Raw genomic sequence first — 22,030 nt, 5'->3', positions numbered from 1 at the left:
ACAGCGCCCTCGCAAAGGTTACAAATACGTTAACGAAAAAACCAAATGATTCTCTAATATATTACGCCGCAATAACCTTACAATAAATAGGATTTTATTGTTCCAGCTTTACATTTTTCGACGGTGATCAATATATAGCGAAAATGCCCGGAATAGGCCAATTTGATTTGCGACAATTTAACGTTTTTTGGTGATTTTTTCCAAGGATTAAGCATTGATATAAATCAATTTTTTCTTCTTATGTTAATTATGTGGCGCAATAAAGAATAACGGTGAAATTGATGTTAAAAATGTGTTTAAAGTCTGCCGCTAGCGGTTACTAAAAAGGGGGGAATGAGAATTATAGGTAATATAATTTTAACTTTAACCAATTTAAGGCAAGAAATGATGCGATCCTAATAATGTTAGACCGGTCACACTATTTTTCCCAATCGAAATGCAAAAAAATAACGTCTGCGTTTTTCTGTTTATTTTCACATAAAATTAACCATCTCCCCTCCCCCGGAAAGCGGCGAGTGATTATTCCCAATAATACTCATCAAATCAATACAATAGCGTTTTTGAACGCAAGGGAGAGCCTGCGGCATGACGACAAGGCAAAAAAAAAGGCCACCTGACGGTGGCCAACCATGTCGAAATCGGACATTAGTCTGCTCCTGAGGAGCAGTGAGGGTTTACTTGATGATTGCTTTCAGCGCTTCGCCGATATCCGCCAGGCTGCGAACGGTTTTCACACCGGCCGCTTCCAGCGCAGCAAATTTCTCATCAGCAGTACCTTTACCGCCCGCGATGATGGCGCCGGCGTGGCCCATACGCTTGCCTTTCGGCGCGGTAACGCCCGCGATGTAGCCGACAACCGGCTTAGTCACGTGCTCTTTAATGTAAGCTGCCGCTTCTTCTTCCGCGCTGCCGCCGATTTCACCGATCATGACGATCGCTTCGGTCTGCGGGTCTTCCTGGAACATTTTCAGGATATCGATGAAGTTGGAGCCCGGGATCGGGTCGCCGCCGATACCGACGCAGGTAGACTGGCCGAAGCCGTAGTCGGTGGTCTGCTTAACCGCTTCATAGGTCAGGGTACCGGAACGGGAAACGATGCCCACTTTACCCGGCTTGTGAATGTGACCAGGCATGATGCCGATTTTGCATTCGCCCGGAGTGATAACGCCCGGGCAGTTCGGGCCGATCATGCGAACGCCAGCTTCGTCCAGCTTCACTTTCACGGTCAGCATATCCAGGGTCGGGATACCTTCGGTGATGGTGATAATCAGCTTAATGCCCGCGTCGATAGCTTCCAGAATGGAGTCTTTGCAGAACGGCGCCGGAACGTAGATGACGGTCGCAGTCGCGCCGGTGGCTTCAACGGCTTCGCGCACGGTGTTAAATACCGGCAGGCCCAGATGAGTGGTGCCGCCTTTACCTGGCGTTACGCCGCCAACCATCTGAGTGCCGTAAGCGATCGCTTGTTCAGAGTGGAATGTACCCTGGCTACCGGTAAAGCCCTGGCAGATAACCTTGGTGTCTTTATTAATTAAAACTGACATTATTTCCCCTCCACTGCGGCAACAACCTGCTGTGCTGCGTCCGTCAGACTTTTCGCTGCAATAATATTCAGGCCGCTGTCAGCCAGTTTTTTCGCGCCCAGTTCGGCGTTGTTACCTTCGAGACGAACCACAACCGGTACGTTAACACCCACTTCTTCAACCGCGCCGATGATGCCGTCAGCGATCAGGTCGCAACGTACGATACCGCCGAAGATGTTAACCAGAACCGCTTTAACGTTGTCGTCAGAGAGGATGATTTTGAACGCTTCGGTCACGCGCTCTTTGGTTGCGCCGCCGCCAACGTCGAGGAAGTTAGCCGGTTCGCCGCCGTGCAGCTTAACGATGTCCATGGTGCCCATCGCCAGGCCTGCGCCGTTAACCATGCAACCGATGTTGCCGTCAAGGGCAACGTAGTTCAGTTCCCACTGCGCCGCCTGAGCTTCGCGCGGATCTTCCTGAGACTGGTCGCGCATTTCGCGCAGATCCGGCTGGCGGAACAGCGCGTTGCCGTCAGCGCCCAGTTTACCGTCGAGGCAGATCAGGTCGCCCTGCTTGGTGATAACCAGCGGGTTAATTTCGATAAGCGCCAGGTCGCGCTCCAGGAAGATGGTCGCCAGACCCATGAAGATCTTGGTGAACTGCTGAACCTGTTTACCTTCCAGACCCAGTTTAAACGCCAGTTCACGCCCCTGGTAAGGCATCGGGCCCGCCAGCGGATCGATAGCGATCTTGTGGATCAGGTGTGGGGTTTCTTCCGCCACTTTTTCGATTTCCACGCCGCCTTCGGTAGACGCCATGAACACTACGCGACGGGAGCTACGGTCAACAACCGCGCCCAGATACAGCTCTTTATCAATATCGGTCGCCGCTTCAACCAGAATCTGGTTTACCGGCTGGCCGTTAGCATCTGTTTGGTAAGTCACCAGGCGTTTGCCCAGCCAATGCTCAGCAAAAGCGCGAATCTCTTCTTTGCTCTTAACTACTTTCACACCGCCCGCTTTACCGCGGCCACCAGCGTGAACCTGACATTTCACTACCCACGGACCCGCGCCGATTTTTGAAGCGGCTTCTTCTGCTTCACGCGGAGTAGTACAGGCATAACCCACCGGCGCCGGTAAGCCATAGCGGGCAAAAAGTTGTTTTGCCTGATATTCATGTAAGTTCATGTGTTCAGTCCATCCTTCAGGTAATCGTTATCATGTAGCCGACACAATTGCAGGCCGATGATGTTTTTATTGGCCCGGGCAGACGCACCGGGCCATTGTGACTACTACACGTCCAGCAGCAGACGAGTCGGATCTTCCAGCAGCTCTTTAATCGCTACCAGGAAGCCTACCGATTCACGTCCGTCGATCAGACGGTGGTCGTAGGAGAGCGCCAGGTACATCATCGGCAGAATTTCTACCTTGCCATTCACCGCCATCGGACGGTCTTTAATGGCATGCATACCCAGGATGGCGCTCTGCGGTGGGTTGATGATCGGCGTGGACATCAGAGAACCGAATACGCCGCCGTTGGTAATGGTGAAGTTACCGCCAGTCAGGTCATCTACGGTCAGCTTGCCGTCACGGCCTTTCACTGCCAGCTCTTTAATATTCTTTTCGATATCCGCCATGCCCAGCAGGTCAACGTCACGCAGAACCGGAGTCACCAGGCCGCGCGGCGTAGAAACCGCCATGCTTACGTCGAAGTAGTTGTGATAAACCACGTCGTCGCCATCGATGGAAGCATTCACTTCCGGGTAGCGTTTCAGCGCTTCAACCACCGCTTTCACGTAGAAGGACATGAAGCCCAGACGGATACCGTGACGTTTTTCGAACGCTTCGCCGTACTGCTTACGCAGATCCATAATCGGCTTCATGTTGACTTCGTTGAACGTGGTCAGCATGGCGGTAGAGTTTTTCGCTTCCAGCAGACGCTCGGCAACGCGTTTACGCAGACGGGTCATCGGTACGCGTTTTTCAGAGCGGTGGCCCAGTTGCGCAACCGGCGCCGCAGCAGCGGCTGGCGCTTTCGCTTCAGCTTTCGCCGGCGCGCTCGCCAGATGCTTCTCAACGTCTTCGCGGGTCAGACGGCCGCCAACGCCGGTGCCTTTAATCGCCGCCGCGTCGAGGCTGTGTTCAGCCAGCAGACGACGGATAGCCGGGCTAAGCGCGTCGTTGCTTTGCTCTTCCAGAGACGCTTGCTGACGCTGAGCCGGGGTGGACTCTTTAGTATCAGCTTTCGCATCAGCGGCTTTACCGGCGCTGTTGCCTTCACGCAGGCGGCCCAGAATCTGACGAGACAGCACGGTGGCGCCTTCGTCTTCCAGTACTGCATCCAGAATGCCGTCCGCTGATGCCGGTACTTCCAGTACCACTTTGTCAGTTTCGATTTCGACCAGAACTTCGTCGCGGACTACCGCGTCGCCCGGTTTTTTGTGCCAGGTGGCGACGGTTGCGTCAGCTACGGACTCAGGAAGGTCGGGAACCAGAATATCTACGCTACTCATTGTGTATCCTTTAATTAATCGACGTTCAGCGCGTCATTGACCAGATCTTGTTGCTGTTTCTGGTGAACGGACATATACCCTACCGCCGGAGAGGCGGAGGCCGGGCGGCCTGCATAACGCAGAGAGGCCCCAAATGGAACTACTTCACGAAGGTGGTGCTGGCTGCAGTACCATGCGCCCTGGTTGAGCGGCTCTTCCTGGCACCAGACAAAATCGTGGACGTGCGAATAAGCTTTCAGCGCTTCCTGCACCGCCTGATGCGGGAACGGATAGAGCTGTTCGATACGCACGATGGCGACATCTTTTTGCTCGTTTTTGCGGCGCTGTTCCAGCAGGTCGTAGTAAACCTTACCAGAGCACAGTACGACGCGTTTCACGGCTTGCGGATCGAGCTCGTCGATTTCGCCAATCGCCGGCATAAAGGTGCCGTTCGCCAGTTCGTCCATGCTGGAAACCGCCAGCGGGTGGCGCAGCAGAGATTTCGGCGACATGACCACCAGCGGACGGCGCATACCGCGCAGCGCCTGACGACGCAGCATGTGGTAAACCTGTGCCGGAGTGGACGGTACGCAAACCTGCATGTTCTGCTCAGCGCACAGCTGCAGATAACGTTCCAGACGCGCGGAGGAGTGCTCCGGGCCCTGCCCTTCGTAGCCGTGCGGCAGCAGCATCACCAGGCCGCACATCCGGCCCCATTTCTGCTCGCCGGAGCTGATGAACTGGTCAATCACCACCTGCGCGCCGTTGGCGAAGTCGCCGAACTGCGCTTCCCAGATGGTCAGGGTGCGTGGTTCCGCGGTGGCGTAACCGTATTCGAATGCCAGTACCGCTTCTTCAGACAGCACGGAGTCCCAGACGCGGAACTGGCCCTGGCCGTTGTGTACGTTCTGCAGCGGCGTATAGGTAGAGCCGTTGCTCTGGTTATGGATAACCGCATGACGGTGGAAGAAGGTGCCGCGACCGGAGTCTTCGCCGGACAGACGTACCGGAATACCTTCGTCAACCAGGGTGGCGTACGCCAGGTTTTCCGCCGCGCCCCAGTCGAACAGCTTCTCGCCCGCCGCCATCAACTGACGGTCGCCGTAGATTTTCGCTACGCGAGACTGCATCTCAACGCTTTCCGGTACCGTGCTGATGCGTTTGGCCAGCTCTTGCAGACGTTTTGGCTCAACTTTATCCGGATAGCTCTCGTCCCACTCATGGTTGAGGTACGGAGACCAGGTAAAGGAGTGCATGTTCATTGGACGCCATTCCGCTACCACGCAATCGCCGGCATCCAGCGCATCGCGGTAGAGGTTAACCTGTTCGGTAGCGTCTTCCAGCGTCGCGACTTTGTCCTGCTCCAGCTTGTCAGCATAGATTTTGCGCGGAGTCGGATGCTTTTTGATTTTCTGGTACATCAGCGGCTGGGTTGCGCTCGGCTCGTCGGCTTCGTTGTGGCCGTGACGGCGGTAGCACACCAGGTCAATGAAGACATCGCGTTTGAAGGTATTACGGAAATCCAGCGCCAGACGGGTAACGAAAGCGACCGCTTCCGGGTCATCCGCGTTAACGTGGAAAATCGGCGCCTGAACCATCTTACCGATATCGGTGCAGTAAGGCGTAGAACGCGCATCCAGCGGGTTGGACGTGGTGAAGCCAACCTGGTTGTTGATAACGATGCGAACGGTACCGCCCACTTCGTAACCGCGCGCTTTGGACATGTTCAGGGTTTCCTGAACCACGCCCTGGCCGGCTACCGCGGCGTCGCCGTGGATGGTGATTGGCAGAACTTTGTTGCTGCTCGGCTCGTCCAGACGATCCAGACGGGCGCGTACGGAGCCGATAACCACTGGGCTTACGATTTCCAGGTGCGACGGGTTAAACGCCAGCGCCAGGTGAACCAGGCCGCCTTCGGTTTCCATATCGGAAGAGAAGCCCATGTGGTACTTCACGTCGCCGGTGCCGAGGTGTTCTTTATGTTTGCCCGCGAATTCGTCGAACAGGTCCTGCGGTTTTTTACCCAGCACGTTAACCAGTACGTTCAGACGACCACGGTGCGCCATGCCCAGCACCACTTCACGGGTGCCGCTCTTACCGGCGTGACGGATGATCTCTTTGAGCATCGGGATTAACGCATCGCCGCCTTCCAGCGAGAAGCGTTTCGCGCCCGGGAATTTGGCGCCGAGGTAGCGCTCCAGGCCTTCCGCGGCGGTCAGTTCGCTCAGGAAGCGCTTTTTCTCTTCCGCGGTGAAGCTCGCTTTACCAGCTACTGACTCAATACGCTGCTGGATCCAGCGTTTTTCTTCAGTAGAGGTGATATGCATGTATTCCGCGCCGATGGAGCCGCAGTAGGTTTGCTTAAGCGCCGCAATCAGGTCGCCCAGCTTCATCGTGTCTTTTCCGATGGCGAAAGAACCTACGTTATAGCTTTCCTGGAAATCGGCCTCGGTGAGATCGTGGTAAGCCGGATCGAGATCCGCCACTCTCTCTTGCTGCCACAGTCCCAGCGGATCGAGATTCGCCTGCTGGTGACCGCGGAAACGGTATGCGTTGATGAGCTGCAGGACTTTAACCTGCTTCACATTGGTATCAGGGTCGGATATCGAAGAAGTGTAACGTGAGGCATCCTTCGCCAGTCGACGGAAATAATCACGTGTTTTCGAATGAAATTGATCCGGTTTAACTCCGGTGCCAGGTAACTGCTGGAACATCGAACGCCAGTTGGCGTCAACAGAGTCAGGATCGGTTAAGAAGTCTTCATAGAGCTGTTCTATCCAGCTCTGGTTCGAACCAGAGAGGTAAGAAGAGTCCAGCCAGGCTTTCATTGCGCCGTTCTGCATCGTGATCCCTTAAGCATTTTTATGCTTATTTCGCCGTAGAAACTACCACGCACACCGAGTGCACGTGCCGGGGTTCACTTGTTGCGGACGAGTTGTGGTTTCTATCCGCTAAGGAACCTTTAAAAACTGTCTAACTATCAGGGGCAGTTTTTAGAGGTTTCCTGCTATCTCTATTGCCTGATGGCGCTTCGCTTATCAGGCCTACAAGATACGATCCTGTAGGCCGGATAAGACGTTTACGTCGCCATCCGGCAACGAAAACAACTTACGCGCTGCGCTGCAGCAGCATCGACTTAATATGGCCGATGGCGCGCGTTGGGTTCAATCCCTTAGGACAAACACTGACGCAGTTCATAATGCTGTGACAGCGGAATACGCTGAAAGCATCGCTCAGACCTTCCAGACGCTCGCTGGTTTCGGTATCGCGGCTGTCGATCAGGAAGCGATACGCGGCCAGAAGGCCTGCCGGGCCGATGAACTTGTCCGGGTTCCACCAGAACGACGGGCAAGAGGTCGAACAACATGCGCACAGAATACACTCGTACAGACCATCGAGTTTCTCGCGCTGCTCAGGCATCTGCAGATGCTCGCGAGCCGGAGGATTTTGCCAATTATTCAATAAGTAAGGCTTGATCTTCTCATATTGTGCGTAGAATTGCCCCATGTCTACCACCAAATCGCGGATAACCGGCAATCCAGGCAGCGGACGGATAACAATTTTCTTACCCGGCTGGTTCAGCGCGGAGATCGGCGTGATGCACGCCAGACCATTTTTACCGTTCATGTTCAGACCATCGGAACCGCACACCCCTTCACGGCAGGAGCGGCGGAACGACAGCGACGGATCTTTTTCTTTCAGCTGGATAAGCGCATCCAGCAGCATCATGTCGCGACCTTCTTCCGCGTCGAGGGTGTAATCCTGCATATGCGGAGCGTCATCAACATCCGGGTTATAGCGATAAATTGAAAACTCGAGTTTCATATTCCTGTCTCCGCATTAATAAGTACGAATCTTCGGCGGGAATGCCGGACGCAGTTTCGGTTCCATGTTGACCGCTCGACGCGTCATGGATTCCGACTCTGGCAGATACAGGGAATGGCACAGCCAGTTTTCATCATCACGTTCCGGGAAGTCGAAGCGGCTATGCGCGCCGCGGCTTTCGGTACGGAAGTTAGCGGATACCGCCGTGGAATACGCCGTTTCCATCAGGTTATCCAGCTCCAGGCACTCAACGCGCTGGGTGTTGAACTCGCTGGAAGTGTCGTCCAGGCGCGCATTTTTCAGACGCTCGCGGATCTCTTTCAGCTGTTCCAGACCTTTATGCATCGCGTCGCCTTCACGGAAGACCGAGAAGTTATGCTGCATACATTCCTGCAGCGCTTTGCGGATAGCAACCGGGTCTTCGCCGGAACGGGTGTTGTTCCAACGGTTGAGGCGATCCAGGGAAGCTTCGACATCGGACTCGCTGGCAGCACGCAGCGCGCCCTGCTCGGCGATGGACTCCTGCAGATGCAGACCCGCCGCGCGGCCGAAGACCACCAGGTCCAGCAGCGAGTTGCCGCCCAGACGGTTGGCGCCGTGTACCGATACGCAGGCGATTTCGCCAACAGCGAACAGGCCCGGAATCACCACATCTTCGCCCTTCTCGTTCACGGTCAGCGCCTGGCCGGTCACTTTGGTCGGAATACCGCCCATCATGTAGTGGCAGGTTGGGATAACCGGAATCGGTTCTTTAACCGGGTCAACGTGGGCAAAGGTACGAGACAGTTCAAGAATGCCCGGCAGACGGGATTCCAGCACTTCTTTACCCAGGTGATCCAGTTTCAGCTTGGCGTGCGGGCCCCACGGACCATCGCAGCCGCGGCCTTCGCGGATTTCGATCATGATGGAACGCGCCACCACGTCACGACCCGCCAGGTCTTTCGCGTTCGGCGCATAACGCTCCATGAAGCGCTCCCCGTGTTTGTTCAGCAGGTAACCGCCTTCGCCGCGGCAACCTTCGGTGACCAGCACCCCTGCCCCGGCGATACCGGTCGGGTGGAACTGCCACATTTCCATATCCTGCACCGGAACGCCCGCGCGCAGAGCCATACCGACGCCGTCGCCGGTGTTGATGTGGGCGTTGGTGGTGGATTGATAAATACGGCCTGCGCCGCCGGTCGCCAGCACGGTAGCGCGGGCTTTGAAGTACACTACTTCACCGGTTTCGATGCACAGAGCGGTACAACCGACCACCGCGCCGTCCTGGTTTTTCACCAGATCGAGGGCATACCATTCGGAGAAAATAGTGGTGTGGTTTTTCAGGTTCTGTTGATACAGGGTGTGCAGCAGCGCATGACCGGTACGGTCGGCCGCCGCCGCGGTACGTGCCGCCTGCTCGCCGCCGAAGTTTTTCGACTGGCCGCCAAACGGACGCTGATAAATACGGCCGTCATCAAGACGGGAGAACGGCAGGCCCATATGTTCCAGCTCAAGAATCGCTTCCGGGCCGGTCTTACACATATATTCGATGGCGTCCTGGTCGCCGATATAGTCCGACCCTTTCACGGTATCGTACATGTGCCATTCCCAGTTATCTTCATGGGTATTACCGAGCGCAACGGTGATGCCACCCTGCGCGGAAACGGTATGGGAACGGGTAGGGAAAACTTTAGAGAGCAGCGCACAGGTCTGTCCGCTCTGGGAAATCTGCAGCGCCGCGCGCATACCTGCGCCACCGGCACCAATTACAACTGCATCAAATTCTCTGACTGGCAATTTCATTACACACCCCACACCACAACAAATCCATAAAGAACGTAAGCCACCAGCGCCACAACGATAATCAGTTGCAGAACTAAGCGCACGGCCAGTGGTTTAACGTAGTCCGTCAACACCTGCCACATACCGATCCAGGCGTGAATCAGGATGGAAACGAGAGCCAGCAGGGTAAAGACTTTGGTGAACGCGGAGGAGAAGAATCCGGTCCAGATTTCCCAGGAGATCTCACCGGAGGTGGCGAAGAAGCCAACCATGTAGATGATGTAGAGGGTCAGAACGATGGCGGTAGCACGGACCAGAATAAAGTCATGTACGCCGTTGCGTCCCAGTGCTGAGGCGTTGCTTACCATACGAGGACTCCTGCGAGAAGTGAAAGCACGACAGTAATAACAAAAGAAATTTTGGCGGAGCGTGTCCCTGCTTCGAGGGTTTCTTCCAGATAGCCAAAGTCCATCAGCAGATGGCGGATACCGACAACGGCGTGATAAGCCAGCGCGGTGAGGATGCCCCACATGATGAACTTCACGAAGAAGCTATTCATGATGGAAGCGGCCGTCAGGAAGCCCTCCGGAGAGGAAAGGCTGGTGCCCAGCAACCAAAGCAGAATACCGACCGCCACAAAAGTGATCACACCGGATACGCGATGGAGAATGGACGCTATCGCCGTGATTGGGAATCGAATCGTTTGTAGATCCAGATTGACAGGTCTTTGTTTTTTCACATTTCTTACCATGAATAACGCCCACATGCTGTTCTTATTGTTTCCTTCCTCCGGTCTGCTTGCGGGTCAGACAGCGTCCTTTCTATAACCAGAAGTCATGTTAAAACCCCTTTCCAGGAGTAAAAGCGTGACCAAACAACGCTGGGTGGCTCGGGATTGCAGGGTGTTCCGGAGACCTGGCGGCAGTATAGGCCGTTCACAAAATCATTACAATTAACCTACATATAGTTTGTCGGGTTTTGTCCGGAACAGTGATCAAGGTCACGATTACAACATTATTTTAAATTTTAATCACCTGATTTGACAAATATTAAACATTCTTGTTACAACCATTACTAGATTAATGCAATAATGCCCAAAAGTTATGGGGTCACTCTTTCACCTGAGAATAAGTTATGTAACAGTGTGATGGTATTGACCGATGTAATCAGGACAGTTATTAGTGGTATACAGGTTTTAATATTCGGGCTGCTAAAACGCTGATTTGCTGCCGTTTCACTCCCGGGCTGAAGACGTACCATCAAGCGCCTGCTCTCTGTACCCTGCAATTTTCGCGACACAGAGCTGTGAGCAACATAACAATCTGGTAACGTAGTCAGGTTCGGGCCGAATGCAAATCCACCACCCGGCAGTCTTAAGCAATAAAAGGCGCTAAGGAGACCATAAATGTCTGATGCTAAAGCAAAAATCACCCTGGGTGGTGACACTGCTATTGAACTTGATGTGCTAAAAGGCACGCTCGGTCAGGATGTTATTGATATTCGTAGTCTTGGTTCAAAAGGTGTCTTCACCTTCGACCCCGGTTTCACTTCAACAGCCTCGTGTGAATCTAAAATTACTTTTATCGACGGCGATGAAGGGATCCTGCTCCACCGCGGTTTCCCGATCGATCAGCTGGCTACCGAGTCAAATTATCTTGAAGTGTGCTACATCCTGTTGAACGGCGAAAAACCGACTCAACAGCAGTACGACGAATTCAAAACTACCGTTACCCGCCACACCATGATCCACGAGCAGATTACCCGTCTGTTCCACGCGTTCCGTCGCGACTCTCACCCGATGGCGGTGATGTGCGGTATTACCGGCGCGCTGGCGGCGTTCTATCACGACTCCCTGGACGTAAATAACCCACGTCACCGTGAAATCGCCGCCTATCGTCTGCTGTCTAAAATGCCGACCATGGCAGCAATGTGTTACAAATATTCTATCGGCCAGCCTTTCGTGTATCCGCGCAACGATCTCTCCTACGCGGGTAACTTCCTGAATATGATGTTCTCCACGCCGTGCGAAACCTATGAGGTTAACCCGGTGCTGGAACGCGCAATGGACCGTATCCTGATCCTGCACGCTGACCACGAACAGAACGCATCAACCTCTACCGTCCGTACCGCTGGCTCTTCCGGCGCTAACCCGTTCGCCTGTATCGCTGCGGGTATCGCCTCCCTGTGGGGACCGGCGCACGGCGGCGCCAACGAAGCCGCGCTGAAAATGCTGGAAGAGATCAGCTCCGTTGAACACATTCCGGAATTCGTGCGCCGCGCGAAAGACAAGAATGACTCTTTCCGCCTGATGGGCTTCGGCCATCGCGTGTACAAGAACTACGATCCGCGCGCCACCGTAATGCGTGAAACCTGCCACGAAGTACTGAAAGAGCTGGGCACCAAGGACGATCTGCTGGAAGTGGCGATGGAACTTGAGCACATCGCGCTCAATGACCCGTACTTCATCGAGAAGAAACTGTATCCGAACGTCGATTTCTACTCCGGCATCATCCTGAAAGCGATGGGTATTCCATCCTCGATGTTTACCGTCATCTTCGCGATGGCGCGTACCGTCGGCTGGATTGCCCACTGGAACGAAATGCACAGCGACGGTATGAAAATTGCCCGTCCGCGTCAGCTGTATACCGGCTACCAGAAGCGCGATTTCAAGTCCGATCTCAAGAAGTAATTTCACCCCTTTTGGGGTTAGCAAAAAAAATCGGGGACCTTCCCCGATTTTTTTTTATTTAAGCGTACAAAAAAATTTTAATCGCTCAACAACTGGCGTTAGTGCTGGCAGCCAGGGCACCAGTAAAAGGGTCGCGATGACAGCATCGTTTTCTCAATGATGCTGCCGCAACGTTCGCAGGCCTCCCCCTCGCGATGGAAAACCTTAAAGCGGAATAGCGCGCCATGATGTTTGTTTTCATCCACCTGGCCGCGGGTGCGGTAAGAAAGGCGCGGGATATCCAGCAGCGCGTGCGCCAGCGCATCGAGCTGCGTGTCATTGAGCTCGGCGGCCTTATGCTGCCCGGTCAGCCCTACCTGCCACAGGATCTCCACCCGCAGATAGTTACCGAGCCCGGCGAGAAACGCCTGGTCCAGCAACAGGCCGGAAAACTGGCGATTGCGAAATTTCGCCGACAACAGGCGCTCTCTGACCTGCCCGGCGGTTAACGTCATATCCAGCACATCCGGCCCGACCCGTTGTAAAAACGGATGATCGGCCAGCTGTTGCGCCGTCAGCATCTCAATCTCCGAGGCGCTATAGAGCAAAATCGCCTTGCGTGCGGTCTGCAGTCTGACGCGCAGGACGCGGTTCGATTGCGGCTCAACGCCGGCATCCACCACGCGCCAGACCCCATACAGCTGGTTATGGCTATACAGCGTCAATCCACCGGAGAAGTGGGTTAACAGGGCCTTGCCGCGGGTAGCGATATGGGTCACCCGTTGGCCAATCAGCTGGCTTTGATAGGGTTGCAACTGTGGAAAGGCGAACCAGGCTTCGGTTAACGGTTCGCCTTTGATAGCCGCCTCCAGGTTATCCGCCGCGCGGCGGATCTCCGGGCCTTCAGGCATAGTATCGTCCTTCTGTTAGTGCGTGGCGCCGCCGCCAATTTTGACGTCGTCATCCTGTTCAAGAGCGACGGCAATCGCCGTTTCCAGCGCCGCGCGTACCGTCGCGACCGACATACTCGCCTGCCCCGGATGAGCCGCCGCCTGTTCAGGCAGATACGGAATATGGATAAAACCGCCCTTCTGCCCGGCTTTGCCCTGCAACTGATGTAGCAAACCATACATCACGTGATTGCAGACAAAAGTGCCCGCGGTTTGCGACACCGAGGCCGGGATCCCCTGCTGGCGCAGCGCGCTAACGATCGCTTTGATCGGTAGCGTACTGAAGCAGGCCGCGGGGCCATCAGCGACGATCGGCTCATCGATCGGCTGTTGGCCTTTATTGTCGGGGATCCGCGCATCATCGACATTGATAGCCACTCGTTCGACGGTAATATCGACACGGCCGCCGGCCTGGCCGACGGCAATCGTTAGCTGCGGTTGATAGATTTCCAGCGCGGCCTTCAGCGCCGTCAGCGCCTCGCCGAACACGCAGGGTAACTGTTTAGCCACCACTTGCTGCCCGCGAATCATCACGCCATCAAGTTGCTTAACCACTTCCCATGAAGGGTTAATCGTTTCGCCGCCGAACGGCTCAAAACCGGTAATTAATACGCCAGCCATCATCCCTCCTTACAGGAACATCAGGAAATAGAGTAAGAATACGTTGACGATAAGCAGCAGGATACCGGTCGGTACCTGGGCTTTAATCACCGCGTTTTTATCCGGCAGTTCGAGCAGCGCCGCCGGTACGATATTAAAGTTCGCCGCCATCGGCGTCATCAGCGTGCCGCAGTAGCCGGAAAACATACCAATCGCCGCCATTACCGCCGGATTACCGCCGTGCTGCAGAACTAAAATCGGAATGCCAACCCCGGCGGTCACGATCGGGAAAGCGGCAAAGGCGTTACCCATCACCATCGTCAGCACCGCCATGCCGATGGCGTACACGGCCACGGCGATAAAGCGGTTATCTACCGCCAGATAGTGCTCGGTCAGCCATGAAATGCTGGTTCCGACGCCCGCCGCGGTAAATAGCAGCCCCAGCACCGCGAGGATTTGCGGCAGGATAAAGGCCCAGCCGACGGAATCCAGCAAACGGCGCGCTTCCTGCATCGGTTGCGCAACCGTTTCATGCGTCATACGAATCGCCATCGCCAGGCCAATCAGCGTACCGACGGTCATCGAGAACAGGGTAATCAGCGTCGCGTGGTTGCCCGGCCCGAAGAGCGCCACCTGCCATGAAGGCAGATTGTTAAACAGCAGAACGCCAATAACGGTGACGACCGGAATCGCCAGCGCCGGATAGAAAAGTTTGTTGCCGAGGCGTTTCGCGCTGGCGGTTTTCTCTTCCTGGGTACGCTGATGGTAGCTGCCGAGGCGCACGCCGCCAAAACCAGCGATTAGCGCCAGTACAACCACCAAGCCGCCGACGGCGATGTTCACCGTACGCTTATCGCCCACCAGTTGATATGTCCAGTCGCCGAGCAAGAACACCAGCCCGTACAGGCCCCAGAACAGGCCGGTTGTCAGGCGCCGCGGATTGCTTTTGTCGCGCCAGGACATGATAGCCACGACCAGCAGTACCGCGCCGGCCAGCCAGTATAAATACGTTTGCTGGAAGTTCATGCCGCACCGCCTTTCGCCTGCCCGGCGTTAACGCGGTCCAACTCGCGCTGGAGATGGCGATCGAGGCGCCACAGGCGCGCGGCGTGGATCAGGAAGGCGCAGATAGCCGTCGGGATCCCCCACAGGGCAATATGCAACGGTTCCGTCTGGATCCCGCCCGACTCCAGCATAAAGTTGTGCATGAAGATGATCGCGCCAAAGGCGACAAAAATATCTTCACCGAAGAACAGGCCAACGTTGTCGGTCGCCGCCGACATCGCACGCAGGCGGTAGCGCACATGACCCGGCAGCGGACCAAAGCGCTTTTCCGCCGCCCCCTCCGCCATCGGCGCCAGCAGCGGGCGCACCATTTGCGGATGTCCGCCGAGGCTGGTCAAGCCCAGGGCGGCGGTGGCTTCGCGCACAAACAGATAGACGATCAGCAGACGTCCGGCGGTCGCGCTATGGATCTTCGCGATCCACGCCTGCGCCCGCTCTTTCAGACCATGGCGCTCCAGCAGCCCGATCACCGCCAGCGGCAACAGCAGAATAAACGGCAGATTACGGGTATTAAGGAAGCCCTCGCCCAGTTTCTCCAGAATAGTGGCTATTGGCATATGCGCCGCCACGCCGGTGACGATCCCGGAGATAATCACCACCAGCACCGGGTTAAAGCGTAATACAAAACCGACCACAATCACGGCAATGCCGATCAGCGGCCAGAGGGATATCGCCTCTTGCATAATAACGTCCTGTTCAGTTGTGAGTGTTGTTAGTTATTTGATTTAATTATTATTAAAATACTAAGGCGGACTATTAATTGATGTCCGCGCTGACGTCGATATTGCGCCCTGCGAAAGCAGCGCGCAAGCGTCGGGCGAAATCGAGCGCATGAGCGCCATCGCCATGCAGGCAGACCGTTTCCGCCTTCACATGCGCCCATTCGCCGCTCAGGCTGCGCACCCGATTGTGTTGCACCATTTCCAGCGTTTGCGCCAGCGCCTGCTCTTCGCTCTCTATCAGCGCGCCCGGCTGGCTACGCGGCACCAGGCTACCGTCGGCGAGATAGCCGCGATCGGCGAAGACTTCCTGACGCGTCGTCAGCTGATAATGCTGTCCGGCGCGAATAAGCTCGCTCCCCGCCAGCCCGACCAGCACCAACCCGGCGTCGGCATCGCGCACCGCACGGGCGATGGCATCGGCCAGCGGTGGCTCTTTCGCCGCCTGGTTGTACAACATGCCGTGCGGTTTAACGTGCCGCAGCTCGCCGCCCTGGGCATGCACAATCGCCGCCAGCGCGCCAATTTGGTACAGCACCTGGGCGTAGACCGTTTCTGGCGGTAACTGCATTGCGGTTCGACCGAAATTTTCCCGGTCCGGGAAGCTCGGGTGTGCGCCAATAGCGACGCCGTTTTTCAGCGCCTCGCGCACGCACTGCTGCATAAGCAGCGCATCGCCGGCGTGAAAGCCGCAGGCGATATTGGCGGAAGAGACCAGCTGCAGCAGCGCGCTATCGCTGGCGCAGCCTTCACCGAGGTCGGCATTTAAATCAATTTTCATCGCTCAATCTCCAGGCCAGTTGTTCAAGGTAACGCTGCTGGTCGGCGCGCGCTTTCAGCGCATCTTCCAGCGAACAGGGGACGAAATGGATCGGCTGACCCAGCGGAATTTGCGCCAGTTGGTACATATCGGCTTCAATAATGCAGGCTATACGCGGATAGCCGCCGGTGGTCTGCGCATCGTTCATCAACACGATCGGCTGGCCGTTATGCGGCACCTGTACCACCCCAGGCAGTAGGCCATGGGAGAGCATTTCACGGTCGGTTGTGCGCTTGAGCGGCTGACCCTGCAGGCGGTAGCCCATACGGTTGCTCTGCGGGCTAAGCCGCCACGGCGAACGCCAGAACGACTCCTGCGACACGCTGTCGAATTCGTGATACTCCGGCCCCGGCAGCGCACGAATGATATTACCGGTCGGTAGCTGTTTAACGCCGCGCGAGGCGCTAAAGCGGCGGGAGGATTTCCCAATCTTCAATTGATCGCCATCCTGCAATCGGCGCCCTTCGATTCCGCCGATGCCAACTTTCAGATCGGTAGAGCGGGAACCTAAAACTTCAGGTACGTCGATGCCGCCCGCCACCGCCAGGTAGCTGCGGATCCCATGCTGAGGATTTTTCAGCACCAGCCGCTGCCCGGCCTTTGCTTCCATTCGCCAGCCCAGCCAGACCGGCGCGCCGTCGAGCGTCGCTTCACAGGCGGCGCCGGTCAACGCGAACCAGCAGTGGCGGGTAAACTGCACATCGATCTGACCCAGCGTAATTTCCAGCGCCGCCGCCTCCGGCGCATTGCCTACCAGCAGATTGGCAATGGTCATCGCCGGTTTATCCAGCGCGCCGCAGCGGCTAATCCCCCACTGCCGCTGGCCTTCCCGGCCGCCATCCTGTACCGAGGTGTACATGCCGGCGCGGATAAATTTCAACATACCCCCTCCTTCTGCGGCACAAAGCGTACGCGATCGCCAGAACGTAGTAGCACCGGTTCTTCACGCTTTGGATCGAATAATGCCAGCGGCGTGCGCCCCAGCAGCTGCCAGCCGCCCGGCGTCGCCAGCGGATAAATACCGGTTTGCGATCCGCCGATACCGACGGATCCCGCCGGTACCAGTACGCGCGGCTCGGCGCGACGCGGCATGGCCAACTGCTCCGGCAGGCCGCCAAAGTACGGAAATCCCGGCTGGAACCCCAGAAACCACACCACATACTCCACCGAAGAGTGCAGTTCGACCACCTGCTTTTCGCTCAACCCGCTATGGCGCGCGACGTCGCCAAGATCTGGCCCCGCTTCACCGCCATAGATAACCGGGATACTTATCTCACGGGATTCCGGCTCCAACGCATCGCTCTCTTCCCACCAGCGCTGCAGCTTGTCAATCGCCTCCCACGCCATCTCCTGCGGACGACGCAGCACAACGGTGATGTTGTTCATCCCCGGGATCACTTCAATCACCTCTTCGTGATCGGTTAACCGCTGCGTCAGGCCCCAGATACGTTTTTGGCTCTCCAGGGTCACCGGAGGCTCAAGCTCCAGGACCACCGCCGTTTCACCTAATAGATAACAACGCGCTCGCTGCACTTTTTTCTCTCTCATCAGGCCGGGTTAGGGATATCAATAAAGGCGACGTCCAGGTCGGTATTTTCCGTCAACCACTCGCTCAGGGCGCGAATACCGCCGCGCTCGGTGGCATGATGGCCGGCGGCATAAAAATGCAACCCCTGCTCACGAGCGGAATGGATGGTCTGCTCAGACACTTCACCGGTAATAAAGGCATCGACGCCAAAGCGGGCCGCGCTATCGATAAAGCTCTGGCCGCCGCCGGTACACCAGGCGACGCGGGTAACTTTGTCCGGCCCGGTATCGCCGCACCACAGCGGTTTACGCCCTAATCGCGCTTCAATCCACGATGCCAGTTCCAGCCCGGATACCGGCATAGACAGCTCGCCCCAGGGCACCAATGGTTCGATTTCCCCCATCACATTGATCCCCAGCAGCTGCGCCAGTTGGGCGTTATTGCCCAGCTCCGGATGCGCATCCAGCGGTAAATGCCAGCCATAAAGATTGATATCGTTGGCCAACAGCGTTTTCAGGCGATTGCGCTTCATGCCGCGGATCACCGGCGATTCGCCTTTCCAGAAGTAACCGTGATGCACAATCACCGCATCCGCCTGCAGACGCACGGCTTCATCGAGCAGCGCCTGGCTGGCGGTGACGCCGGTGACGATTTTCCGCACCGTCTCCCGCCCTTCCACCTGCAGGCCATTCGGGGCGTAATCACTGATGGCCGCGCTATTCAGTTTTTCGTTAATTAATTGTTCCAGTTCGCTATTTTTCATTGCCGCTCCATCAGAAAATCTGTTTGTACAAACCTATAACATAACCACATCCGCCCGAGTCGTCGATAGCGACGCCAAAGGGTCCATTTCAGCCATTCGCATAATCGCCCAAATTGCCTCTTCCCCTCACCGCGCATTAGTGTATATTTATGCACTTATAAAGCATATTAAATAACCAGAAAGCCATTTAGGCCATGAATAACACCAGACAAACGCTATTCATGCAGAAAGATCGACTTTCGTTTTACGGCCAGGAAATGAACGTTACATGAACAGACAAACTTCACAGCCACGGGCGATTTACTACGTCGTTGCGCTGCAAATTTGGGAATACTTCAGTTTTTACGGCATGCGGGCGCTGTTAATCCTGTACCTCACCAACCAGCTCAAGTACGACGATAATCACGCCTATACCCTGTTTAGCGCCTACTGCTCCCTGGTCTATGTCACCCCTATTCTCGGCGGCTTCCTCGCCGACAAACTGCTCGGCAACCGCATGGCGGTGATGCTCGGCGCGCTACTCATGGCTATCGGCCATCTGGTGCTCGGCGCCAGCGAAGTCGCCCCCACCTTCCTCTATTTATCGCTGGCGATTATCGTTTGCGGTTACGGGCTGTTTAAATCCAACGTCAGCTGCCTGCTTGGCGAACTGTACGAGCCGACCGATCCGCGCCGCGATGGCGGCTTCTCGCTGATGTACGCCGCGGGAAATATTGGTTCGATCATCGCGCCTATCGCCTGCGGCTACGTGCAGGAAGAGTACAGCTGGGCGATGGGCTTTGCGCTGGCGGCAGTCGGTATGATTGCTGGACTGGTGATCTTCCTTTGCGGCGGTCGCCACTTCCGCCACACCACCGGCGTTAACCGCGAGGCGCTGCGCGCCCGGACCTTCCTCCTGCCGAACTGGGGCTGGCTGCTGGTATTGCTGGTGGCGGCGCCGCTGCTAATTACCGTCTTGTTCTGGCAGGAGTGGTCGGTGTATGCGCTGATTGTGGCGACGGTGATTGGCCTGGCGGTACTGGCGCGTATTTACCTGCGCGCGGAGAACGACAAACAGCGTAAAGAGCTGCGTCTGATTATCGTCCTCACCGGTTTTAGCCTGCTGTTCTGGGCCTTTGCCCAGCAGGGCGGCAGCTCCATCAGCCTCTATATCGACCGTTTCGTGAACCGCCACGTCATGAGCTATGAAGTACCAACCGCGATGTTCCAGTCGGTTAACGCCTTCGCGGTGATGCTCTGCGGTATGGTGCTGGCATGGCTGGTCAAAGAAAACATCAAGGGCAACCGTACCGTGCGTATCTGGGGGAAATTCGCCCTCGGTCTCGGGCTAATGAGCGCCGGGTTTTGCATTCTGACCTTAAGCGCCCGCTGGTCGGCCGCGTATGGCCACTCCTCCATGCCGCTAATGGTTCTAGGGCTGGCGGTGATGGGTTTCGCCGAACTGTTTATCGACCCGGTAGCGATGTCGCAAATCACCCGGATCGAAATCCCCGGCGTCACCGGAGTGCTGACCGGTATCTATATGCTGCTTTCCGGGGCGATCGCCAACTATCTGGCCGGCGTCATCGCCGACCAGACATCGCAGGCGTCGTTTGATGCCGCGGGCGCGGTTAACTATTCGATTGAAGCCTACATCGACGTCTTCAGCCAGATCACCTGGGGCGCGCTGGCCTGCGTTGGCCTGGTGCTGGTCATCTGGCTGTATCACTCCGTGAAGGTCAAAACCCGCCAACTGGCGGTAGAATAGAAACTATCTGGCGGCTTCCCAGGCCGCCAGCGTCTCCAGCCGCGCCTGCTTATGGTCAACCAGCGGGCGCGGATACCTCAGCGTTACCCCCTGTTTATCCGCCCACAGCCACGGCTGATGCAGCGCTTTCTCTGGCACTTCAGCCAGTTCCGGCAGCCAGCGGCGAATAAACTCGCCCTGCTTATCAAATTTCTCGCCCTGGGTCGTCGGATTGAAAATACGAAAATAAGGGGCTGCATCGGTACCGGTCGAGGCCGCCCACTGCCAGCCGCCGTTGTTGGCCGCCAAATCGCCGTCGATCAGTTGGCTCATGAAATAGCGCTCTCCGTGCCGCCAGTCGAGGCGCAGGTCTTTCGCCAGGAAGCTGGCGACAATCATCCGCAGGCGATTGTGCATCCAGCCGGTGGCGTTAAGCTGCCGCATGGCGGCATCGACGATGGGGAAACCGGTTTGCCCCTGTTGCCAGGCCTGCAGTTCATCCTCATTGCTGCGCCAGGCGACCTTGTCGGTCCAGGCGACAAAGGGCCGGCCTTTACACAGTTTCGGGTAGTAAACCATCAGATGACGATAGAACTCGCGCCAGATAATCTCGTTCAGCCAGCTTGCGCCCGCTTCGCCATCCAGCGCGCCGGGCTGCTCCCGTAACAAGCGATGCAGGCACTGGCGCGGCGACAGTACGCCTACCGCGAGACACGGCGATAGCCTGCTGGTTCCTTCTATTGCCGGAAAATCGCGCTGCTGATCGTAATCCGCCGCCGGTTGCTGGCAAAACGCGCGCAATCGAGTCAACGCCGTTTTTTCATCTGCCGCGAACAGATCGGTGTCAAATGCCGTTTGCGGATAGTTGATCTCAGGCAGCGGCGGCGCCTGCCCGGCGGCTGACTGGCGTGGTTTCGGCGCCGCCACGCACTCCGGCAGCCCTTCACGCAGGCGGCGGATAAACGCATTTTTAAACGGCGTAAAGACTTTATACATCTCACGGTTGCCGGTCATCACGCTGCCCGGCGGCAACAGTACGCTGTCGTCAAACCCCTGGCAGGTAACTTCTGTCAGGGTTTTCTCTACGTCGGCGTCGCGCCGGCGCTCATTAAACTCATACTGATAGTTATAAAATAGATGGCTCACCTGGTGCTGTTTACAGAAGCGCGTCAGCAACTCGATGCTGGCGGCGAAATCGTCCGCCTCTTCTACCAGCAGCGGAATACCGCGTTCCGCTAATGCCGCGTGCAGGCTGCGTAAATGGCTGGCGATAAAGGCCGCCTGGCGCGGCGCCATATGATGCTGGCGCCACTGCTCTGGCGTGGCGATATAGAGCGCAAGCACCCGCGCCTGCGGGTCGCGGCAGGCGGCGGCCAGCGCCAGATTATCGTGTAGGCGTAAATCCATGCGAAACCAGACCAGATGGGTGGCCATAAAACTCCTCACTCTCCGTAAGCAAAACTCATCACTCAGGCCGGCAAAATAGCGCGCTGCGACAAAATAAGCACCTGCCAATTCTGCCACGGCGCGTGAAAGCTAAGTGTAGACAGCGGACGAAAAAAAACCGCCGGTCGTCAACCGGCGGTTTTTA

20 protein-coding genes are annotated in these 22,030 nt (G+C 56.5%); 3 read left to right on the top strand and 17 right to left on the bottom strand.

Annotation, left to right across the window (positions count from 1 at the left end):
- Positions 1–674: 674 nt before the first annotated feature.
- The 8 genes from sucD to sdhC form a co-directional block, all read right to left on the bottom strand.
- The gene (gene sucD, locus PGR79_RS10795; RefSeq protein ID WP_015367669.1) at positions 675–1,544 is read right to left on the bottom strand and encodes a succinate--CoA ligase subunit alpha; all 870 of its coding nucleotides are present in this window, start codon (positions 1,542–1,544) and stop codon (positions 675–677) included.
- Complete coding sequence (gene sucC, locus PGR79_RS10790) at positions 1,544–2,710, bottom strand: ADP-forming succinate--CoA ligase subunit beta (protein WP_015367670.1); 1,167 nt, start codon at positions 2,708–2,710, stop codon at positions 1,544–1,546. The genes sucD and sucC overlap by 1 nt, the downstream gene beginning before the upstream one ends.
- Positions 2,711–2,814: 104 nt before the next feature.
- The gene (odhB, locus tag PGR79_RS10785) at positions 2,815–4,035 is read right to left on the bottom strand and encodes a 2-oxoglutarate dehydrogenase complex dihydrolipoyllysine-residue succinyltransferase (RefSeq protein WP_020079338.1); all 1,221 of its coding nucleotides are present in this window, start codon (positions 4,033–4,035) and stop codon (positions 2,815–2,817) included.
- Positions 4,036–4,049: 14 nt separating this feature from the next.
- Positions 4,050–6,857 carry a 2-oxoglutarate dehydrogenase E1 component gene (gene sucA / locus PGR79_RS10780; RefSeq protein ID WP_045381571.1) on the bottom strand — a complete coding sequence of 936 codons (2,808 nt, stop codon included), beginning with the start codon at positions 6,855–6,857 and terminating at the stop codon, positions 4,050–4,052.
- A 265-nt stretch (positions 6,858–7,122) separates the two neighbouring features.
- The gene (gene sdhB, locus PGR79_RS10775; protein WP_430921652.1) at positions 7,123–7,839 is read right to left on the bottom strand and encodes a succinate dehydrogenase iron-sulfur subunit SdhB; all 717 of its coding nucleotides are present in this window, start codon (positions 7,837–7,839) and stop codon (positions 7,123–7,125) included.
- Between the two features lie 15 nt (positions 7,840–7,854).
- The gene (sdhA, locus tag PGR79_RS10770) at positions 7,855–9,621 is read right to left on the bottom strand and encodes a succinate dehydrogenase flavoprotein subunit (RefSeq protein ID WP_032707635.1); all 1,767 of its coding nucleotides are present in this window, start codon (positions 9,619–9,621) and stop codon (positions 7,855–7,857) included.
- The gene (sdhD, locus tag PGR79_RS10765) at positions 9,621–9,968 is read right to left on the bottom strand and encodes a succinate dehydrogenase membrane anchor subunit (protein ID WP_015367674.1); all 348 of its coding nucleotides are present in this window, start codon (positions 9,966–9,968) and stop codon (positions 9,621–9,623) included. The genes sdhA and sdhD overlap by 1 nt, the downstream gene beginning before the upstream one ends.
- On the bottom strand, positions 9,962–10,366 hold the full coding sequence (gene sdhC / locus PGR79_RS10760) for a succinate dehydrogenase cytochrome b556 subunit (protein ID WP_020079340.1): 405 nt from the start codon (positions 10,364–10,366) through the stop codon (positions 9,962–9,964). The genes sdhD and sdhC overlap by 7 nt, the downstream gene beginning before the upstream one ends.
- Before the next feature lie 324 nt (positions 10,367–10,690).
- Here sdhC and PGR79_RS10755 point away from each other — a divergent pair, with 324 nt between their 5' ends.
- Positions 10,691–10,822, top strand: coding sequence for a hypothetical protein (locus PGR79_RS10755; RefSeq protein ID WP_418268990.1), 132 nt, complete (start codon positions 10,691–10,693; stop codon positions 10,820–10,822).
- Between the two features lie 183 nt (positions 10,823–11,005).
- The gene (gene gltA, locus PGR79_RS10750) at positions 11,006–12,289 is read left to right on the top strand and encodes a citrate synthase (protein ID WP_015367676.1); all 1,284 of its coding nucleotides are present in this window, start codon (positions 11,006–11,008) and stop codon (positions 12,287–12,289) included.
- 98 nt (positions 12,290–12,387) lie between these two features.
- On the opposite strand, the gene nei is transcribed toward gltA, so the two are convergent.
- From nei to ybgI, 8 genes are all read right to left on the bottom strand, one after another.
- Positions 12,388–13,179: an endonuclease VIII gene (gene nei, locus PGR79_RS10745; protein WP_213317416.1), complete on the bottom strand. Its 792-nt coding sequence runs from the start codon at positions 13,177–13,179 to the stop codon at positions 12,388–12,390.
- A 15-nt stretch (positions 13,180–13,194) separates the two neighbouring features.
- Positions 13,195–13,839, bottom strand: a complete 645-nt coding sequence (gene pcp / locus PGR79_RS10740; protein ID WP_213794495.1) for a pyroglutamyl-peptidase I — start codon at positions 13,837–13,839, stop codon at positions 13,195–13,197.
- A 9-nt stretch (positions 13,840–13,848) separates the two neighbouring features.
- Positions 13,849–14,844 (bottom strand): DUF979 domain-containing protein, encoded by a 996-nt coding sequence (locus PGR79_RS10735; RefSeq protein ID WP_213317413.1) that lies wholly within the window; start codon positions 14,842–14,844, stop codon positions 13,849–13,851.
- On the bottom strand, positions 14,841–15,566 hold the full coding sequence (locus tag PGR79_RS10730) for a DUF969 domain-containing protein (RefSeq protein ID WP_015704763.1): 726 nt from the start codon (positions 15,564–15,566) through the stop codon (positions 14,841–14,843). Before PGR79_RS10730 ends, PGR79_RS10735 begins: the two co-directional genes overlap by 4 nt.
- Before the next feature lie 73 nt (positions 15,567–15,639).
- Positions 15,640–16,383, bottom strand: a complete 744-nt coding sequence (pxpA, locus tag PGR79_RS10725) for a 5-oxoprolinase subunit PxpA (protein WP_430921649.1) — start codon at positions 16,381–16,383, stop codon at positions 15,640–15,642.
- Entirely contained in the window at positions 16,373–17,305 is a 933-nt protein-coding gene (gene pxpC / locus PGR79_RS10720) for a 5-oxoprolinase subunit PxpC (RefSeq protein WP_213317412.1), read from the bottom strand. Before pxpC ends, pxpA begins: the two co-directional genes overlap by 11 nt.
- A complete protein-coding gene (pxpB, locus tag PGR79_RS10715; RefSeq protein WP_316424638.1) occupies positions 17,299–17,955 on the bottom strand; it encodes a 5-oxoprolinase subunit PxpB in 657 nt (218 codons plus the stop codon). Before pxpB ends, pxpC begins: the two co-directional genes overlap by 7 nt.
- 14 nt (positions 17,956–17,969) lie before the next feature.
- Positions 17,970–18,713, bottom strand: a complete 744-nt coding sequence (gene ybgI, locus PGR79_RS10710) for a radiation resistance protein YbgI (protein ID WP_430921647.1) — start codon at positions 18,711–18,713, stop codon at positions 17,970–17,972.
- Between the two features lie 268 nt (positions 18,714–18,981).
- On the opposite strand from ybgI, the gene dtpD reads away from it, so the two are divergent.
- Entirely contained in the window at positions 18,982–20,460 is a 1,479-nt protein-coding gene (gene dtpD, locus PGR79_RS10705; RefSeq protein WP_430921645.1) for a dipeptide permease DtpD, read from the top strand.
- A gap of 3 nt (positions 20,461–20,463) precedes the next feature.
- On the opposite strand, the gene phrB is transcribed toward dtpD, so the two are convergent.
- Positions 20,464–21,873, bottom strand: a complete 1,410-nt coding sequence (gene phrB, locus PGR79_RS10700) for a deoxyribodipyrimidine photo-lyase (RefSeq protein WP_430921643.1) — start codon at positions 21,871–21,873, stop codon at positions 20,464–20,466.
- Positions 21,874–22,030: the final 157 nt, after the last annotated feature.

Origin of the sequence: Klebsiella sp. 141161, from assembly GCF_050600815.1 — a bacterium.
GTDB classification, from domain to species: domain Bacteria; phylum Pseudomonadota; class Gammaproteobacteria; order Enterobacterales; family Enterobacteriaceae; genus Klebsiella; species Klebsiella aerogenes.
The sequence above is the reverse complement of the archived record's forward strand: the minus strand, read 5'-3'. Positions and strand labels throughout refer to the sequence as shown.

Coding starts and splice junctions, on each gene's coding strand:
- sucD (WP_015367669.1), bottom strand. CDS start 1,544: ATGTCAGTTTTAATTAATAAAGACACCAAGGTTATCTGCCAGGGCTTT.
- sucC (WP_015367670.1), bottom strand. CDS start 2,710: ATGAACTTACATGAATATCAGGCAAAACAACTTTTTGCCCGCTATGGC.
- odhB (WP_020079338.1), bottom strand. CDS start 4,035: ATGAGTAGCGTAGATATTCTGGTTCCCGACCTTCCTGAGTCCGTAGCT.
- sucA (WP_045381571.1), bottom strand. CDS start 6,857: ATGCAGAACGGCGCAATGAAAGCCTGGCTGGACTCTTCTTACCTCTCT.
- sdhB (WP_430921652.1), bottom strand. CDS start 7,839: ATGAAACTCGAGTTTTCAATTTATCGCTATAACCCGGATGTTGATGAC.
- sdhA (WP_032707635.1), bottom strand. CDS start 9,621: ATGAAATTGCCAGTCAGAGAATTTGATGCAGTTGTAATTGGTGCCGGT.
- sdhD (WP_015367674.1), bottom strand. CDS start 9,968: ATGGTAAGCAACGCCTCAGCACTGGGACGCAACGGCGTACATGACTTT.
- sdhC (WP_020079340.1), bottom strand. CDS start 10,366: ATGTGGGCGTTATTCATGGTAAGAAATGTGAAAAAACAAAGACCTGTC.
- PGR79_RS10755 (WP_418268990.1), top strand. CDS start 10,691: ATGCCCAAAAGTTATGGGGTCACTCTTTCACCTGAGAATAAGTTATGT.
- gltA (WP_015367676.1), top strand. CDS start 11,006: ATGTCTGATGCTAAAGCAAAAATCACCCTGGGTGGTGACACTGCTATT.
- nei (WP_213317416.1), bottom strand. CDS start 13,179: ATGCCTGAAGGCCCGGAGATCCGCCGCGCGGCGGATAACCTGGAGGCG.
- pcp (WP_213794495.1), bottom strand. CDS start 13,839: ATGGCTGGCGTATTAATTACCGGTTTTGAGCCGTTCGGCGGCGAAACG.
- PGR79_RS10735 (WP_213317413.1), bottom strand. CDS start 14,844: ATGAACTTCCAGCAAACGTATTTATACTGGCTGGCCGGCGCGGTACTG.
- PGR79_RS10730 (WP_015704763.1), bottom strand. CDS start 15,566: ATGCAAGAGGCGATATCCCTCTGGCCGCTGATCGGCATTGCCGTGATT.
- pxpA (WP_430921649.1), bottom strand. CDS start 16,383: ATGAAAATTGATTTAAATGCCGACCTCGGTGAAGGCTGCGCCAGCGAT.
- pxpC (WP_213317412.1), bottom strand. CDS start 17,305: ATGTTGAAATTTATCCGCGCCGGCATGTACACCTCGGTACAGGATGGC.
- ybgI (WP_430921647.1), bottom strand. CDS start 18,713: ATGAAAAATAGCGAACTGGAACAATTAATTAACGAAAAACTGAATAGC.
- dtpD (WP_430921645.1), top strand. CDS start 18,982: ATGAACAGACAAACTTCACAGCCACGGGCGATTTACTACGTCGTTGCG.
- phrB (WP_430921643.1), bottom strand. CDS start 21,873: ATGGCCACCCATCTGGTCTGGTTTCGCATGGATTTACGCCTACACGAT.